17 protein-coding genes are annotated in these 18,098 nt (G+C 46.4%); 7 read left to right on the top strand and 10 right to left on the bottom strand.

Annotated features, from left to right (window positions below; all coding sequences use genetic code 11):
* The first annotated feature begins 108 nt into the window (after window positions 1–108).
* From J4N42_RS06380 to J4N42_RS06370, 3 genes are all read left to right on the top strand, one after another.
* Window positions 109–285 carry a hypothetical protein gene (locus tag J4N42_RS06380; RefSeq protein ID WP_252030583.1) on the top strand — a complete coding sequence of 59 codons (177 nt, stop codon included), beginning with the start codon at window positions 109–111 and terminating at the stop codon, window positions 283–285.
* A 7-nt stretch (window positions 286–292) separates the two neighbouring features.
* Window positions 293–3,115, top strand: a complete 2,823-nt coding sequence (locus tag J4N42_RS06375; RefSeq protein WP_252030581.1) for an ATP-binding protein — start codon at window positions 293–295, stop codon at window positions 3,113–3,115.
* A 105-nt stretch (window positions 3,116–3,220) separates the two neighbouring features.
* The gene (locus tag J4N42_RS06370) at window positions 3,221–4,744 is read left to right on the top strand and encodes a DUF3369 domain-containing protein (RefSeq protein ID WP_252030580.1); all 1,524 of its coding nucleotides are present in this window, start codon (window positions 3,221–3,223) and stop codon (window positions 4,742–4,744) included.
* An 85-nt stretch (window positions 4,745–4,829) separates the two neighbouring features.
* On the opposite strand, the gene J4N42_RS06365 is transcribed toward J4N42_RS06370, so the two are convergent.
* Entirely contained in the window at window positions 4,830–5,468 is a 639-nt protein-coding gene (locus J4N42_RS06365; protein WP_252030579.1) for a LysE family translocator, read from the bottom strand.
* A gap of 210 nt (window positions 5,469–5,678) precedes the next feature.
* On the opposite strand from J4N42_RS06365, the gene J4N42_RS06360 reads away from it, so the two are divergent.
* The 4 genes from J4N42_RS06360 (at window position 5,679) to J4N42_RS06345 (ending at window position 9,088) form a co-directional block, all read left to right on the top strand.
* A complete protein-coding gene (locus J4N42_RS06360; RefSeq protein ID WP_252030578.1) occupies window positions 5,679–6,104 on the top strand; it encodes a glycine zipper family protein in 426 nt (141 codons plus the stop codon).
* 162 nt (window positions 6,105–6,266) lie between these two features.
* Window positions 6,267–6,419 carry a hypothetical protein gene (locus J4N42_RS06355; RefSeq protein WP_252030577.1) on the top strand — a complete coding sequence of 51 codons (153 nt, stop codon included), beginning with the start codon at window positions 6,267–6,269 and terminating at the stop codon, window positions 6,417–6,419.
* A gap of 88 nt (window positions 6,420–6,507) precedes the next feature.
* Entirely contained in the window at window positions 6,508–7,992 is a 1,485-nt protein-coding gene (locus J4N42_RS06350; protein ID WP_252030576.1) for a carboxypeptidase M32, read from the top strand.
* Window positions 7,993–8,062: 70 nt separating this feature from the next.
* Complete coding sequence (locus tag J4N42_RS06345) at window positions 8,063–9,088, top strand: hypothetical protein (protein WP_252030575.1); 1,026 nt, start codon at window positions 8,063–8,065, stop codon at window positions 9,086–9,088.
* A gap of 40 nt (window positions 9,089–9,128) precedes the next feature.
* Here the strand turns inward: J4N42_RS06345 and J4N42_RS06340 are convergent, their stop codons facing one another.
* The 9 genes from J4N42_RS06340 to J4N42_RS06300 form a co-directional block, all read right to left on the bottom strand.
* Window positions 9,129–10,892: an ABC transporter permease subunit gene (locus J4N42_RS06340; RefSeq protein ID WP_503034690.1), complete on the bottom strand. Its 1,764-nt coding sequence runs from the start codon at window positions 10,890–10,892 to the stop codon at window positions 9,129–9,131.
* Between the two features lie 4 nt (window positions 10,893–10,896).
* A complete protein-coding gene (locus J4N42_RS06335; RefSeq protein WP_252030572.1) occupies window positions 10,897–12,411 on the bottom strand; it encodes an ABC transporter substrate-binding protein in 1,515 nt (504 codons plus the stop codon).
* A complete protein-coding gene (locus J4N42_RS06330) occupies window positions 12,401–13,240 on the bottom strand; it encodes an ABC transporter ATP-binding protein (protein ID WP_252030571.1) in 840 nt (279 codons plus the stop codon). The genes J4N42_RS06335 and J4N42_RS06330 overlap by 11 nt, the downstream gene beginning before the upstream one ends.
* Before the next feature lie 20 nt (window positions 13,241–13,260).
* The gene (locus tag J4N42_RS06325; protein ID WP_252030570.1) at window positions 13,261–14,022 is read right to left on the bottom strand and encodes an ATP-binding cassette domain-containing protein; all 762 of its coding nucleotides are present in this window, start codon (window positions 14,020–14,022) and stop codon (window positions 13,261–13,263) included.
* Between the two features lie 169 nt (window positions 14,023–14,191).
* The gene (locus tag J4N42_RS06320) at window positions 14,192–15,499 is read right to left on the bottom strand and encodes an MATE family efflux transporter (protein WP_252030569.1); all 1,308 of its coding nucleotides are present in this window, start codon (window positions 15,497–15,499) and stop codon (window positions 14,192–14,194) included.
* Window positions 15,500–15,647: 148 nt separating this feature from the next.
* Complete coding sequence (locus J4N42_RS06315; protein ID WP_252030568.1) at window positions 15,648–16,010, bottom strand: MmcQ/YjbR family DNA-binding protein; 363 nt, start codon at window positions 16,008–16,010, stop codon at window positions 15,648–15,650.
* A 24-nt stretch (window positions 16,011–16,034) separates the two neighbouring features.
* Window positions 16,035–16,352, bottom strand: coding sequence for a DnaJ family domain-containing protein (locus J4N42_RS06310; protein WP_252030567.1), 318 nt, complete (start codon window positions 16,350–16,352; stop codon window positions 16,035–16,037).
* Window positions 16,353–16,375: 23 nt separating this feature from the next.
* The gene (locus tag J4N42_RS06305; RefSeq protein ID WP_252030565.1) at window positions 16,376–17,005 is read right to left on the bottom strand and encodes a TetR/AcrR family transcriptional regulator C-terminal domain-containing protein; all 630 of its coding nucleotides are present in this window, start codon (window positions 17,003–17,005) and stop codon (window positions 16,376–16,378) included.
* 111 nt (window positions 17,006–17,116) lie between these two features.
* On the bottom strand, window positions 17,117–18,079 hold the full coding sequence (locus J4N42_RS06300; RefSeq protein WP_252030564.1) for a GlxA family transcriptional regulator: 963 nt from the start codon (window positions 18,077–18,079) through the stop codon (window positions 17,117–17,119).
* Between the last annotated feature and the right edge of the window lie 19 nt (window positions 18,080–18,098).

Genomic DNA, 18,098 nt, shown 5'->3' with positions numbered 1-18,098 from the left:
CTGCTTTTTTATTCCTCGTCGCTCGATGAGCAATGACAAAATAATCCATGTCTAAACTTTTGTAGTATGTCCTATGCTAGTACTAATCCAAAGACGTAAGGATTCTATATGCAGGCACCGATTCAGAACCAATTATCTCTTCGCTTGTTACTGCTGACGCTCGCTCTTGTTCTGGTATCTTGGCCGGTGGTGATCAGCTCGTCATTTACTGTCGCTTCCATCACCGCTACGGTTCTAGGCATTTGGTTGGTTTTGGTGGCAACGCTTATCGGGTTGTCACGGTAGTTAAGCCATGTTCAGCACCACAACGCTGATCGTTATCATTGTGGGCTACATTGGGGTGCTCTACGCCATTGCAAACTGGGCTGAGTCTTCTAGCCCATTGGCAAAACGTTGGTCTTCAAGTGCCACGGTGTATATTCTTTCCATTGCTGTTTACTGCACCAGTTGGACATTCTATGGCAGTGTGGGCTTAGCATCTCGAAGCGGGATTATTGTCTACACCATCTATCTCGGCCCAACGCTGCTCATGATAATGCTGTGGCCGTTAATGCGGCGTATTCTGCTCATCAAACAGACCTACCACGTAAATAGTATCGCTGACTTTTTATCTGCTCGCTTTAATCGCAGTTTGTACTTAGCCGGGGTAACGTCAATTGTTGCTATGATAGGTATCGTCCCTTATCTTGCATTGCAGCTCAAGTCGATCAACAACACCATAATGGTCGTTCTGGGCACCGAAACTACAGGTGCTGCGATCACTTGGGTGATATGGTTTGGCGTCGCGCTGTTTACGATCATATTTGGTATTCGCCATATCGACCCAACCGAACGCCACCCAGGGATGATGCTTGCGCTTGCAGTTGAGGGCTTAGTGAAATTGTTCGCGATGCTCGCTGTTGGGCTGTTTGTATGCTTTGTATTATTTGATTCCCCAAGCCAGATCTTTAGCATGTTGGAAATGCAGCAACCCGAAGCAGCCAAAGCCATGGCACAAACTCCCGATTTCATGACCTGGATAAGTTACCTATTACTGGCAGGTTCAGCTTTCTTCTTGTTGCCTCGCCAGTTCCACGTAATGGTCATCGAGAACCCAAAAATCAAATACATTCGCCAAGCTCAGTGGAAACTGCCCATCTATCTCATTTTGATGACGATGTTCGTGATGCCGATATCCGCAGCGGGCATTTTGCTGCTCGGGCCGGATAGCCCTGATACGTATATGTTGGCGTTGCCGATGTCAGAGCGACAATTCGCACTGACTTTACTGGTATTCATCGGCGGATTTTCCGCTTCAATGGCGATGCTAATGGTATCGGGTATGACGCTCTCCACCATGTTTTGTAACCACCTTGCCCTGCCCCTTTTGAGACGCTATTCGCCACAACGTAACTTTGGCCAATACTTGCTACAAATACGTTGGTTTGCTGTGTTCTTAGTGCTTGGTGCAGGACAAGCGTTCTATCTTTTCCTTGGAGAGTCGTATCTGCTGGCCAATATGGGAATGATCTCCTTTTGTGCTGCGCTTCAATTTTTACCCTTGATGCTCACAGGTCTGTACTGGAAAGACGTCAACTCAAAAGGAGCAGTCATCGGTCTGTCTGCGGGTTTCCTTGTGTGGGCATACTGCTTGTTCATCCCGTCCCTGATGAAAAGTGGCTGGATAGACGATAGTCTGCTCCAAGCTGGGCCTTTCGGAATCATGTGGCTGCATCCAGAGCACCTATTTGGTAGCAGTATGAGTCGTGTGACTCACGGGGCGTTTTGGTCGATGCTGGCGAATATTTCCGGTGTCGTGCTCGGCAGTTTGTTCTGTAAAGAAAGCAAACAAGAGACACGCTACAACGCCGAGTTCATCGACACCATGACGCAAAATCAGTCGGAAGAAGATGTGGTCGCGTTAGACTTACCAAAAAGTATTGAGCTAGCACCAAAAACAGCAATTCTCACCGAGTTATTCGAGCGCTACTTCCCTAAAACCGAAGCCGCGCAGAAGTTGGAATATAGCCTTATCGATGCAAAACTTGGCGATGCTAGCCAAATTACTACCTTAGAGCTTGCTAATTTGGAGAAAGCAGCCGAGCGTCATTTAAGCGGTGCAACTGGCGCAGCGATGGCACACGTATTGATTCGAGATTCTTTGCTCTTTACTGAAGAAGAGATGAATGAACTCGAACAAACCTACAGCCAACTGCTTACCCAGCTCAAAATAAACCCTCTCCATTTAAGGCAACAGCTCAATTACGCCAAAGAGAAAGAACTGCTGGCACAAGAATACAACGAGCAGCTGGAAACCCTAGTCGATCAACGAACCAATGAGCTGCAAGACGCCATGTGCAAATTGCAACAAACTCAAAGCCAACTGGTAGAGAAAGAAAAGCAAGCGTCATTAGGTGGACTAGTCGCTGGGGTTGCGCACGAAATCAATACACCGATTGGGATTTGTGTTACGGCGTCATCCAATTTGCAAGAAGAAGTGAAAGCGCTGAAAAAAGCCTACAGTAGTGAACAACTGAGTGAGCAAGACCTGTTAGATTTTCTCGAACTGTGTGATGAATCAGCGCTGATCATCCATAAAAACAACGAACGAGCGTCTGAGTTAATCAGCAGCTTCAAACGCATTGCGGTCGACCAATCTTCCGATGAACTGCGTCAGTTTGAACTCAAACATTACCTTGAAGAAATCATGCTCTCACTTCGTCCTCAGCTCAAAAAAGTGCCGCATACCATTACGGTAGACTGCCCGCAAGAGGTGCATTGCTCGTCCTACGCCGGGACACTCTCACAGATTTTTACCAACTTGATTATGAATAGCATTATTCACGCCTTTCACCCCGAACAAAAAGGCAATATCAATATTCGAATTGAAAACCGCACTAACGAAGTGGAAATTCAATTCCAAGACGATGGAAAAGGCCTAGAGGAAGGAGACGCAAAACGTCTGTTCGATCCTTTCTTTACCACCAAACGCAATCAAGGTGGCAGTGGCCTAGGGACGCATCTTATCCATACACTGATAACCCGTAAAATGAGAGGCAATATCGAGATTAAAACCGCCCCTGGGGAGGGGTTGTCGTACACCATTAATTTCCCAAAAATCATTAACGAAGCTTGACTATTGAGTAACTTGTAAATCGCCTAAACCTTGCCTATACCCTAACTATTGAGGGACAAAATTCGGATCTTTGTCCTGCTTTGGAGTGAACAACGGGAGAGGACTATGCCACTTAAGCTGCTTAGAGAGCTTGATGAACCGAGCCAACCACCATGGAAAGTGCTGATTGTTGACGATGATGCCGACATTCATCAGGTTACCGTGCTGGTACTAAAACGCTTCAAGTTGGATGATAGACCACTCGAGTTTTTACACGCCTATTCCGGGATAGAAGCGAAAGAAAAGCTTTCTACTCACGATGATATCGCGCTGATTTTTCTCGACGTTGTAATGGAAACCGATGATGCTGGGTTGGAAGTAGCGCGTTGGACACGACAAGATCTCGGTAACCACAAAACCCGAATCGTTCTTCGCACCGGGCAGCCCGGGCAAGCTCCTGAGCAATCTGTTGTGACCGATTACGACATCAATGACTATAAAGAGAAAACCGAACTCACTAGCCAAAAGCTCTTCACCACTGTATTAACAGCAATTCGTTCTTATCGAGACATAATGCAGATTGAGCACGCGAGAGACTTAGAAACTAATTATCGCCTTGGACTAGAACGTGTCATTCAGTCTACTTCCGTCATATTCCAACAACACACTCTAAACACTTTCTCAAATGGGATATTGCAGCAAGTTCTTTCTCTATTAAGGATGAACGATCAAAGTATGCTGGTCAGTGTAAAAGGGCTTACTACGATTCAACAGCCCCATGAAGGCTATCGAGTACTCGCTCATATAGGTCAAGACCAAGAAGGCACTGTTGATCCTGCAGTGCGTGAGTATCTCGATCAAGCGATCGCCAAGAAACAAAGTATTATCGATGGTGATATTTTTGTTGGTTACTTCGCCACTAGCTCTGGTGCAGTCAGCCTGCTGTATTTAAAAGGGGCGCGAAAGATCACCGAGTTAGAAAGCCAACTCCTTACTATATTTTCTTACAGTGTTAGCCTCGCCTTTGAAAACATCTCCCTTAGCCAAGAAATCATCGATACCCAGGGTGAGCTTATCTATCGTCTTGGTGATGTGGTTGAATCCCGCTCAGAGGAAGCGGGTAATCATGTGCGCCGAATGTCGGAACTCAGTTACGAGTTATGCTTGCTGCTTGGCTATTCAGAAGAGCGGGCAAACTTGCTTCGTCAAGCCGCACCTATGCACGACATCGGTAAAATTGCGATTCCTGATTCCGTGCTACTCAAGCCGGGAAAACTCGATGCCGAAGAATGGGAAGTGATGAAAACCCACTCCGAGATCGGGCATAACATTCTGGCGGGCTCTAAGCGTAAGATTTTACAAACCGCGGCTACTATTGCTCATCAACACCACGAAAAAGTTGATGGCAGTGGCTACCCTTTAGGGCTAAAAGGTGACGAGATCAGTATCGAAGCACGGATTATCGCTGTTGCCGATGTGTTTGATGCGCTCACTCACGAACGATGCTACAAACCTGCTTGGCCAATTGAAGATGTGATTAAAGTATTGAAAGAATCGCGCGGCAATCATTTAGACACCCACATCGTCGACACTTTATTGGATAACCTTGATGTGGCGTTGGGTATCAATGAAAAATATGCCACCAGCTAGCCAACTGCTCTTTCATGCTTTAACTAGCTGATGTTCTCTTTGTAAAGACCCGATTTCAGATAATAAGTGCGAAATAACAGCCGGACTAAACTGGGTTGTCCTCCGTCATCAACTTAACGCCCAGCAACACGAGTACAGCGCCCGTTGTCCCTTCCATCCAACGCATAAAACTGCCGTTGTTCAACAGCGATTTCGCTTTGTTTAAAGCGCCCGCAAGGCCACACTGCCAAAGCATCGCAATAACAAAATGAAGCCCCGCCATAAACATCGACTGCATCAGCGCAGAACCTGCTGGATCAATAAACTGAGGCAAGAACGCGAGATAAAACACCGCTGTTTTAGGGTTTAATACATTAGATAGAAACCCTTCACGCATCGATCTTCTACCACTGAATGTGTGTTGTGAACCTTCTTGGATGGTAAGGCCACTCGAAGACTTGAGTGTTGTACGCAAACTAGATAGCCCTAACCAAATCAAATACGCCGCACCAATCCACTTGATGACATTAAACAGCTCGGCTGATTGAGCCAAAATCGCAGAAATACCAATGGCTGAGAACAGAGCATGAACAAACAAGCCACTACAAATGCCAACACTGGTGACGGCACCATCAACAAAACCGCCCCGCGAGGTATTGCGAATAACCAGTGCGGTATCTAACCCTGGGGTGAGCGTAAGAATAGTGATTGCGATAATAAACGCTTCGAAGTTTTGAATAAGCATGTTCGTCCCTAAATCATTTCACTGCCAACTCTAGGCAGTAGACCGCCCACTAGGCGTAACCTTCAAGGTAACGCCATCATTATAAAATTACCAGCGTCTTGGTGATTAGTGCCTAAAACTCAATGCTGATAATAAGCATTATCAAAACTGAGCTCATCTATTTGTTTGAATACCGCCTACTAAATTTAGCTTCACACTAAGGTACTTCCGATGAAGAAAACCCTAACTTGCCTATCACTCGCACTAGTAAGCCAATTCGCTTTTGCCCAAGGTGGTGCGGTGACTGACCCGACTACTAACTTGATCTTCGATTACGACAACGTGACTCAAGAACAAGCACAAGCCGAGCTTCAAGAGTGTCAAACTCTCGCACAGAGCACTCAGCAACCAGTAGAAAGCAGTAAAGGTAGCGGCGTACGTGGTGCAGCTAAAGCAGCCGCGGCTGGCGCAGCAATCGGTGCTATCAGCGGTGGTTCAGGTTCTGATGCAGCAAAAACAGGTGCAGCAATTGGTGTTGTTGGCGGACGCGTCAAAGGTAACCGTGGCGCACAAGCGGCCGAGCAGCAAAACCTAGAATCATACAAAACCGTACTTCGTAACTGTATGGTCGATAAAAAATACGTAGCACTAAACTAAGCTAAGTTTCGCGGCACTACCGCCCCCTATTGAGCCACACTCCACTTCACGACATCCTATTTCCGGTTTCTTTGAACTCTCGTGGTGTGGCTCCTTTTTACCCGCTCAGTCATCAAGTAATCCCATAACTCGTTTAGCGGCACGAAACCTTAGGAAATCCCTGTGTTAAAATTGATCTTCATCGCTTTCATCATAGTGACTGCACTGGCGCTGCTGTTTGGATTTAACGACTGCCAAACCATCACCGATGGTCTAGGTAATCAATTTAGACGCTGTTCAGGGCTGTCTGCCCTGCTCTACCAAGTTCTGGCTTAACAACACGTTAGCCGCTATTTGGCTATAGCTTTCCGCCCAATGATATTGATACACTCATTGAACCTTTATACGTCACGGAAGGCTTCTTATGAGTGCATTCGACAAACTAGTACAACATTCTAAAAAAATCTCTCATTTTAATCACTTAGCTGCTATTTGTGGCTGGGACCAAGCAGCCGTTATGCCTGCAGGTGGTAACCAAGCTCGTTCTGAAGCAATGGCCGAGCTCTCTGTTCATATCCATGGACTATTGACTCAACCTCAGCTCAGCGATTGGTTTGCACAAGCAGAAAGCGAAGCGCTTTCAACACAAGATAGCGCCACACTTCGCGAACTTAAGCGCCAATGGCTACAAGCCAATGTACTACCAGAATCTTTGGTTCAAGCAAAATCACTTGCGGGATCAAAGTGTGAACATGCTTGGCGAACACAACGTGGTGACAACGATTGGCAAGGTTTTGAAAAAAACTGGGCTGAGGTCGTTAAGCTTTCTCAAGAAGAAGCGCAGATTCGCGCAGAAGCAACCGGGTTGTCGCCATACGATGCCATGCTTGATATCTATGAACCTGGGACTAGCTCACAGTCTCTAGATACTCTGTTCAACGATGTGAAAAGCTGGCTGCCCGACCTTATCGACCAGGCGCTTGATAAGCAGGCGAGTGAGCAGTTTATTCAACCTCAAGGCACTTACGCGACCGAGCAACAAAAAGCGCTTGGCCTCGATGTCATGAAACTGCTTCAGTTTGATTTTGAGCACGGGCGCTTAGACGAAAGTGTTCACCCATTCTGTGGTGGTGTGCCAAGTGATGTACGAATCACTACTCGCTATGATCAAAGCGAGTTTGTTCAGTCGTTGATGGGTATCGTACATGAAACGGGTCATGCTCGTTACGAGCAAGGCCTCCCAAAGAGCCTTTCAGGCTTACCGTCGGGTGAAGCGCGTTCGATGGGTATCCATGAATCACAATCGCTCTTTTTTGAGATGCAAGTGGGACGTAGTGATGCGTTTATCGAACACCTTGCTCATTTAGCGGGCCAGCACTTTAATGGTCACAATGCCGAACTATTCTCGCAGCAGAACTTCCAAAAACTCTATACCCGAGTGAAGAAAGACTTCATCCGAGTGGACGCTGATGAACTCACCTACCCTGCTCACGTCATCCTTCGCTACGAAATCGAACGCGATCTGATGAACGGTGCGATCAAACATACCGATGTACCAGAGCTTTGGAACCAAAAAATGCAGCAGTACTTGGGGCTAAGTACCGAAGGCAACTACAAAAACGGTTGTATGCAGGATATTCACTGGACAGACGGCGCATTTGGCTACTTCCCAAGCTATACGCTTGGTGCAATGTACGCGGCTCAGTTTATGGCAGCTATGCAGAAAACCGTTGATGTTGATGGGGCAATCCAAAGTGGTGATCTAAGCCCAATATTCACTTGGTTGTCTGATAATATTTGGAGTAAAGGGAGTTTATTAACGACGGATGAGCTGGTGAAAGGTGCAACTGGTGAAACCCTCAATGCCGAGTACTTCAAAACACACCTAAAAAACAGATACCTTCGTTAGTCGGCCGCTGTTTAGCCTAGAGTCAGTATTGGCTCTAGGTTGCCATATTTGCGAGACTATTGGATAGAATGTGATAAAACAGCAAAGCCTAGTTAACACCATTCACTTAGCCGTGACTTTTACTATTGCGGTTGGAGTCCTTTATCTCTATACATGGCCCTACGCGTTTTTCTTTCCGCTGTTGTGTCTGCACATCCGATATAACGAGTTAACCGAACTTTCAGTCAAGCAGTATGCATCATTATTTCTGGTTGCCCTAGGCGGTATTGCATTAGGGCTGGCAATCAGCACACTCTATTCCACTTCCACGCTTCTATTTGTGCTCGCCACTGCGTTAGTATTGTTTTTGCTGTATTGGTGGGAACGATACAGCCATAACCAACTTCATACTGCAATAGGAGTGCTTAGCTTTGCTCTTGTCTGTGCAGTGACTTTTGCAAATCATTCGATCGTTGCGGACTTTAGCTATTACCTAGTCGCTAACTTATTGTTTGCGATGTCATTATGCTTCGCGTTAGACAAAGCATTTTCCTACGTAACGCGGCGGCTCACACCTAATGATGAGGCAAACACTACAAACACCCAGGTGAGCTCCACTCCTCAACTTTTCTCCAATGAATGGCAAGCAATTGCGATATTTTTGCCCGCAGCTTTCTCTTTTATTCTGTTTGACCTATCGCATTACTATGTCGTATTAGTCGCAATTTGTGTTCTAACGCTTACACCAGATTTAGCAATAATTAGGCAAGACAGCTTACGTTATGTATATGCTAACCTGATTGGTGGTGGGCTTGCCGTGCTAGGTTATTACTCATATGCCTTGATTAGCCTTAAGTTCGGTCCTAGCGTCGCCATCGAGCTGTGTTTAACATTCATGTTTACCTTGATACTGGGCGTCATTATCTACTGCTCTAATTGGAAGCCTCTCGGCAAATTCATGCTTTCTCCCTATGCGATATTGCTCATTCAGTCAGACAATGTTGGCTTTAGTATTTTGGACAGCTTTCAACTGAGGGTTGTCAGCGTCGGAATAGCAGTCGTATACCTATACGGTGTGATTCACTTAATCACGAGTACGAGAGTAAGCATAAAGTGACGACTGATAATATAGGCAAGCTTTAAAGAGTCCTGAGCTCCTAGTCGTCAAACATCAGGTTCACTGCGATAGACAGCATGACCAAACCGAGAATAGGCATTAACACCCCTATCGGTGAACGTTCGATATAAAGCAAGTTCTCAGCAATCAATAAACCCCACTCAGGTTCTGGTGGCTTCACACCAAGCCCAATAAAGCTCAAAGAAGTTAGGCTGAGTGTAATGTACGGAAGACGTAGGAATGCATGACGCAACAGCGGCGGCAGCACATAAGGCAACAAATAATAACGCAGTACTCGCCACTGACTGGTTCCCCAAATTGGCGCTAGATGCGTGTACGGCTGCGCCTTGGCTTCCATTAACAAACTTGCGCAGTGCGCTGCAAGCGGTGCCCAAGAAACGAGAACAATCGCAATAAGAGCGCTGTTCGGATTCATCCCTGTAAGACCCGCGATCAGAAGGCCCGCGACGATGTATGGTACGCCTTTGGTGATCTCGATTAGCCCTTGGCTAAAGCGAGTTACAAAACCCAAAAGCAAACCAACCACTAAACTTAAGAAGGTTGCAATAACGCCCATCTTAATCGTCGACATCATACCGCCGCCAACTCGAGCAAGTAGATCTCGCCCAACAGCATCAGCACCAAAGGGCGCAGCTAAACTCGGCGACTCAAGGCGAGTAAATTGGATGGTATAAGGATCTCGCATTAATGCCCAACCGGCACAACCAATTAACAAGACAAAAATAGTTGCGCTGATGATACGTTTGGTAGTGCTTTGCGTGAAACGAAACGTGCTATGACTGCTGATAAGCTTGCCGCTGGTGACACTGTGCCCCAATAACCAACGTTGCAGTAGGATACTCGTACTACTGATCAACATTGAGAACACTAATAGCACCAATAAACCACCTTGCAACATTGGCAAATCTTGTGACTTTGCAGCCCCTAAGATCAATCTTCCGATACCCGGAATGGAGAACACTTGTTCCACAGCAACTGCACCGCCAGTCAGACCAATTACCGTCATAGCAATTTGTGGAATCAAGTTACTGACAGCACGCCATAATGCGAAACGTAATATCTGGAACTTACTCACGTTCGCCGATAGCCAAGTGATGACCCACGGCTCGTCCAGTACACGCTTCAAACTGTCATTGAGTAAACGACCAAATAAACCAGCAGCAGGCAATGCCATTGCCAAACTTGGTAACCAAAGGTTCTGTGTACCTTGCCAACCATATGGCGGGAACCATCCTAGCCAAATGGAGAACACCATAATAAGCAATGAAGCAATTACATACTCAGGCAGTGAGACCAACACAGAGCTAAACGTGTCATGATGCCCCAAACCTTCAGTAGCTAGACGATTCTGTTGCCAACGACGCACTGTATAAAGCACACCTATCATGCACATTACAGATGCCATGCCTAGCGCTGTTACCATAAGTAACAACGACGTTTTTGCGGTTTGCTGAACGCTCTCCATCACAGATGCACCGCTTACCCAAGAGACACCCAAGTCACCTTGCATGGCAAGCGTCAGCCAATCCCACAGTCGCTCAGCAGCGCTGCGGTCGAGTTGAAGATCTTCTCGAATCGCTTGCAGAGCTTCTGCCGTCAGTAATTGCTGAGCACCCGCGCGGGCACGGAGAATTGATTGGCTTGGATCGATACCAGCAATATCTGGCATCAACCCCACCAGCACAACCACTACAGCGAGTGACAAGACACGCGACAAAAAGCGCGTAACCCACTCAGGCATACAAGCACTCAAACGAGAGCGCATGTTGGCAACAGACAACATCGCGTTAGTTCACCTGAGTAAACTGGTCGATCAGGCGACGCTCACGCGGGTCACGTTGTACATTCTTCATGCGGTTACTCTCACCTTGAATTACACGCTCGTGCAGCAGTGGAATCACAGCATATTGCTCAAGGATTTTGCTTTCTGCCTCGATGATCGCTTGTTGGCGTTTCTCGCCTAATGGCTGAAGATCAGCATGTTTCAGTGCAGCATCCACTTCGTCAGAACAGAATTGACCGAGGTTGTATGATCCTTTACAACTGAAATCACTTTGCATGTACGCCACTGGATCACCCGAATCCAGTACTGTTGCACGTGATAGCAAGAAGGCATCAAACTTACCCGCTAGCGCGTCGTTTTCAATTTGTGCGTATTCACGAACGTCAAGCTCGACTACAAAACCAGCCGCTTCAAGTTGTTGTTTCAATAGAACCGCTACTTCTGGTAACTCTGCACGGTCAGTGAAAGTTCCTATTGTTATCTTCTCACCATCTGCATAACGCATCTCCATCGTTTCCATACGCGGGTTCGCATCACGAATTGGCTGAGCCCAAGCCAATGCAGGACCTAACAGGCCCTTCGCTGAATCAGCGTGGTTCTCGTAAACCGTTTTGATGATTTGCTCACGGTTGACCGCTTGAGCCGCTGCTTTACGCAAACCGAACTGGCTAAACACATCTGATTTGTTGTTTAGGTAAAGCGTGTTGGTACGTGGCATAGCTACTTCGTGCAGCTGTGAAGATTCCATCATCGCGATTTGCGATACCGTAACTGCTTCAACCACATCTGCTTCACCAGTGCGCAGTGCTGCAGCACGAGCGAAGCCATTTGGTACGTATTCAGCGAAGATGCTGTCTACTTTCGCTTTTTCACCCCAGTAACCATCAAAACGCTTCAGTTTCGCGCTGGTTGTACCGTTGATTTCTGTCAGTACGAATGGCCCTGTACCGGCATTGATTGGCACAACTCGACCATTTTCTTGATAAGCAGCACCAGAAAGAACAGCTAATTGCGGGCTAGATAAACGGCTTGGCAACAATGGATCGTTAAAGGTCGTTTTGATTTCAACAGTGAAGTCGTCCAATGCGCGAACTTGCCATTCGATACCGTCCAAGATGCGTGGCTTAGGTGCTGCATCTAATGCTTTTTGTAGAGAGTTTACAACCGCGTTGGCATCAAGGTCAGAACCATCGTGGAATTTCACGCCCTTACGTACTGTGAATTGCCACGTCATCGGGTCAACTTGTTCCCACTCTGTTGCTAGCATAGGCTCTGCAACCGACTGGTCGTTTAGATTCACCAGCGTTTCTGCCGTGCTCCAACGTGATAACTTGAATGCGTCATCTGAAAGTGGTGACAAGCCTGTGCGTGGCGGTTGCATCATTGCAACGCGAATTTCCGTCGCTTGTGGTGCTGCTGCTTTTTCCGCTTCTGGCTTACTTTCGCCGGAGTCGAAACAACCCGTCAGCAGTGCGCTTAAAGCCAGCGACAAAGCTAACTTGGGAGTACTAAGGTGCATAAGAAACCTCTCCAATGGTTTTTGTGAATTCATTACTTTTATGTTGAGCGCTCATCAAAGCTCTCGTAATCAAGTGCGATGGGTTATTTACCACGCTTTGTGCTGTGCCGTGCTCTACGACTCGCCCTTTGTCTAACACTAGGATTTCATCGCATAGGGTTTGTGCAGCATCGAGGTCATGTGTCACCAAAATCAGGCGCATCTGACGACTCTTTTGAATGCCTGCCAACAAGTCGAGAATCTGTTTACGACTGACGGGGTCTAGGCTGCTGGTTGGCTCATCGGCAACCAACACGCAAGGTTCGACAATCAAAGCTCTGGCGATAGCAACACGTTGCGCTTGCCCCACCGATAACTGCTGCGCGTTACGATCCAACAAGGTGAGATCCAAACCGACATCCGCCAATACTTTTTCCACCTTATCGTTTAACCCTTGCGTTAAACCAATATTGCTTAGCGGTTCCAGTAAGATCTGGCGAACGGTGTAATACGGATTCAAGCTCGATTGAGGCTCTTGCGGAATCAATTGAATGTGCTGACACAACTCTTGACGTTGTTTAGCCGAGCTACGCGATAACGGATACCCACACACATAGACTTCTCCTGATGTGGATTTGCGAAGGCCAAATAGCAGCTCAATCAAAGTTGACTTACCCGCTCCAGAAGGCCCGACAATCGCAATGTTTTGTGTATCGATTGCCAGATCCAATTGCTCAAGCGCTTTAAATGGTTTACCCCCTAACCAACTGGGTTTGGAGTAATAGTGGACACAGGCTTGCTCAAAACGAACCTCCGCCGATTTAGGCTGACTCAAATTGTGCTTAGTCAAAATAGGCTCCAGAGATGAGGTTAAGGCAGTAGCTGCGCAAGTTGTTGGCAAAAAGGATGTGAACTTTGATGAATGGCTTGCCATGGTGATCCATACGCCACCATGGTGTTATCCGCAATTACCAAGATTTTGTCGCACGCTAAAGCTGCAGATAGATCGTGCGTAATCAACAAACCACTGATGTTACGTTGCTGAACACTACTGCGAAACAACTCAAGAATCTCGGCTTCGGTGATTGGATCGAGCGCACTAGTGGGCTCATCAGCGATGATCAAGTTGGCACTACCAAGCAACGCAATCGCAATACAAATACGCTGACGCTGACCACCAGATAGCTGACTTGGGTGCTGTGCCAATGCAGCTCTTGGATCCGCAAATCCGAGCTGAGACAACAAGGCAGTCACCGTTTCTAGGTTTGCTGAAGACAAGCGTGTTTTGTTGCCTGTCAACGCCAAACACAGTTGTTGTTCGACAGACGCCAATGGGTTCAGCGCTTTAAGTGCATCTTGGAAAATGACCGCAGGTCGCTGCGACTGACTGCGCTGCAGCATGGCAGTTTGTGCCACTTCACTACCGTTGATCTGAATACTTCCGCCCACCCAAACATCAGACGGCAAAAAACCTGCGACGGCTTTCGACAACATGGATTTACCAATGCCGGAAGGCCCCATAATGGCAAGAATTTCACCTTGAAACAGCTCAAAAGAAATGTCTTTGAAAAGTGTACGTTCTGAGTCTGTAAGGCTGAGATGATTAACAGAGAGTATTGGCAAGGAAGTCACAACAACAAGCTAAATGTAATAATATAACATCACAAATAGTAGCATGTGAGCTAGCGCAATAAAACCACTCAGAGGGGTTATTTAAACGCCGTTCCCTTTAATTTAGCTTCGAAGGCGAGTTACTCCGCCCTGGGCGGCGGAGTAATGGAACAAACAATTTGAGTATAAACTAACCACACTTTTGCTTAACTTGATCGATATATGGATACAAGAAAACAAAACGTCCAACATAGAACAAGGTAAACGCCAACCACAAACCATGATTTCCCCAGTGCTGAACCGCTATAAACTGCGTTATTAAGAACACTAATAGCGTGATAAAACTCGAGTTGCGTACTGGACGAGTGGTACCTGTTCCTGTGAATATTCCGTAGAAAGTTAAGCCATAACCCGCGACTAACGGAAACACCAGCAACCAAGCACTCATGTCCAAATACAGATCTACGAGTTCAGGTAAGGTAGTAAACAGCGTCACAATTGACTGATTGAATAGGAAAGTCAGTAGCGTAAGAACAACAACAAATCCCGTTGTCCACTGCGTGTTCAACTTAATCACGTTATCGAGTAATGTCGGATTCTTCTGCCCTACGGCTTTACCTGCAAATACACTCGACGCATTCGCCACACCGTCGAACATATAGCTAACAAGAAACGTTACCTGCATTAGGATAGCATTTGCGGCGAGTACGTCAGGCCCAAGTTGAGAGCCCACGCGTGCCATCATATTGAAAAACACTAAAATGCATACCGTCCGTAGCAGCAAATCGATGTTCGAAGAGACTATGACCTTAAGGTCTTTTCGTGACATTTTCGCGGTGCGAATATGTTCAAAAAGCGAGAACTGGCAAGTCTTCAGAACAAAAGCCACGCCTATTGCGAATGTAGTGATTTGGGCGATGAGAGTCGCTATGGCTACGCCAGCAATACCCATATCCAAATAAAGAACGAACACCAGATCCAACACAATATTCAGTACATTACCAAATACTTGAGTGAACAAGGTCTCCTTAGCCTTAGCCTGCCCCATTAACCAACCAATAATGGTGTAGTTCAGCAAAACAAATGGCGCACCGAAGATCATGATGTCAAAGTAAATCTTAGCGTTTTGTCCGACAACGGCATCAGGTGAGATGACCCACGCTGCCGCTTTCCAAATCACGGATTGCAAAGCGATAAAAGCTAACCCGACACACAGCGCAAGCACAAATGGTCTAAATAAGCTGCTGGCCTGATCGGCATGATTATTCTTACCCAGTGCGATCGCACTTTGACCAGTAGTACTCACTCGGAAAAAGCCGAAAAGCCAATAGAGGGTATTCATAACGACTGTGCCAATCGCAACCCCACCAATTAACTCTGCCACTCCTAGCTTGCCGATAACCGCTGTATCTACCGCGCCCAGTAGTGGCTGGGTCACCGTTGAAATAATGAAAGGAAACGCAATTTTTAAATAGTCTTTATGGGTCAGGAGGTGCATCGATTTCAGGGCCGTCTGAGCTTGGAGGGCGCTATCATATTCGAACACTGTGATATTGTGAACTGCAATTGAATACTATTATCATTTAGTGGTGTTACTAAATGAACCTCGATTACCGCGAATAACGCACCAAGTCATCTGGCTCAGTTTAAATGGACACTCCTAGCTCTTCTCGCTTACGCTTACTTAATCCACTGGCGACGATTCGGTAAGACTCAGAAAGGTAATATTTTAAGTCATCGTCCAGCTTGCCGGAGGTATCTGTCTGTTGAATCCACTTCATTCCTCGATTGGCGAAGTATGGCGCTGGACGGTATCCATCGTATTCTTTGAGGAAATCATAATTCATGGGTGAGACTTTAAATGTGTAGGCAGGTTTTCCATCCGATAGCTGAAAACCAATCGCAAATACCTTACCCCCAACTTTCCACACCTCCGAATTGCCCCACTGCACCACGTGCGTTGTGGCAATTAAAGCGCTGCAAAATTGGTTGAACTCGTCATGATTCATTTCAGCTACCTGTCGTCGGATGAATTAGTTGTTCTCTAACAATAGCGATTTTTTCAGTTCTAGTGCAGTTATCTCTTTTCGCAGCTGCTCTTGTGTCTGAAGGCCGCTTTCGTTACTTAACTGTTCTTTCTTCTTCTCAATCTGCTTCATTAGTTCTACAGCCGGCGGTAAACCGTTAGCATCTTTCAGGATTTTCATCCCCATACGATGCTCCGCCGGTGTTTTGAAGTAATCTTCTAAATCCAGCTCTTTGCCGTTATATGCATTGTTCTTCAACTCCCCTGTTTTTTCCGCGTTGCGAATCCATCCTCCAATCGCGTTATCAATAAATAGTGACATCATTGCCTCCGGAGAAATTTGAGGGGTTAGCAGTACACTGCTTTTAAACCCTCAATGGTTATCTTAATTCCGTCTTTAAAATACTGGTCGTAATCCAATGGCTGAGTGTTGCTCAGCAGCTTCGCCAGATATGGGAGTTCATCCAGCTGAGAAAGCATTTCAGAGTTTTCTTGTGAACTTGTTTCATTAGCCTTCACCATAGATGATCTTTCTTGGTGCTCTACAAGATCTGTCACTCGGGTATATACACTCGCAAAGGCCATAAACCCGATTTCAGGTTCAAAGCCGGCATCACCAAGTACTCTTAATACGTCGTTAGCTAGCACGTTTGTTGCAGGTGTAAATTCTTGCGTATGACGAACAAACTCGACAGAACCTGGCATCGATAGTAGCGCTTGACGAAATCGTTCCGCGAATGTGTATAAGTAGCCTTCCCAATCACTCTCTTCTGGCAATGCGACTTTGCCTAATACCATGTCGCTACACATCAAGATAAGCGCGTGTTTGGAACTAACATGCCGATACAAAGCAGTTGCACTTACACCAAGCTGCTTACCCAGTGAGTTCATTGTGACACTTGAAAGACCAATGCTCAGGGCCCCATTCACTACATCTTCTTTTGAAATTTGTGCAGGTCGCCCTTTGTTCGATTTCACTGTTAGTCGCCTTAAATTAGTTAATATTATTAAGTTAATGGCAATAACTTAATAATGTTAACTTAATAAGTCAATAACGATGGAATGAAAAATGAAGCCTAATGTCGTTCGCTATCCACTAAAATTGGCACGCCATTGTGAGGGGGAAAGTTGAAATGCTGCTTTGAAGTGTTTGCGATAGACGCTTTCCGAGCCAAACCCCGATAGCTCGGCGACTTGGGAGATGGGATATTGGCTACTTTCCAATAGCCGTTGACTCAATTGAAGCCTCTGATTCATTAGCCACTGGCCAAACGTGCAACCATAGTTGGCTTTAAACTGGCGAGTAAACGTTCTGCGGCTCATCGCACAGCGCTCTGCTAGCGTATCAATATTGTGCTGTTGATTTATTTGGCTTTCGACTTGTTCGATCACTTGAGTAAAGCTTGTTGGATTTTCAGGCCTTGGGCTGATTGGTGTAGGGATATATTGTTGCTGCCCGCCCGCTCTAAATGGCGCTGTGACCATCACTCTAGCTAACTCACTCGCGACTTCACTACCACATAGCTTTCTCACGATATGTAAGCAGCAATCCAGCGCAGCAGCCGTTCCTGCAGAAGTAATCAGTCGGCCATGGTCGATAAACAAAGGCTGATTATCAAAGATTACGTTTGGGAAACGTTGTTCGAACTGCTTTGAAAACGCCCAATGGGTTGTGGCCGTTTTACCGTTTAATAGACCAGTGTGTGCCAGCACGAAAGCGCCCAAACACAGCCCAACGATTGTCGCCCCTCGTTGATGCGCGGCAAGCAACTTTTCGATTAAGTTGGCCGGCACATCAGGTAAGGCGTTAGGCCAACTTGGGATAATGATGATATCCGAGTTGTCTATAATCTGGATGTCATGTTTCACAACAATATCAAACCCCGAAGCGCTTGAAATATCGTATTGGCTCAAGCTACAAATTTCCAGCTCGAACAGTGCTCGACGATCGATGAAAACGTCTTGAAAAACTAAGCAAGGTACCGACAAATGAAAAGCGCTGATGCCTTCAAATGCCACCAGAGCAACTTTGTAAGTTTTAGGTATACCCATTTTGACCCGATTTGAGCGC

It is taken from the genome of Vibrio sp. SCSIO 43135 (assembly GCF_023716665.1).
GTDB lineage: Bacteria > Pseudomonadota > Gammaproteobacteria > Enterobacterales > Vibrionaceae > Vibrio > Vibrio paucivorans.
Note: the sequence above shows the minus strand (reverse complement) of the source record. Positions and strands in the feature narration are given on the sequence as shown.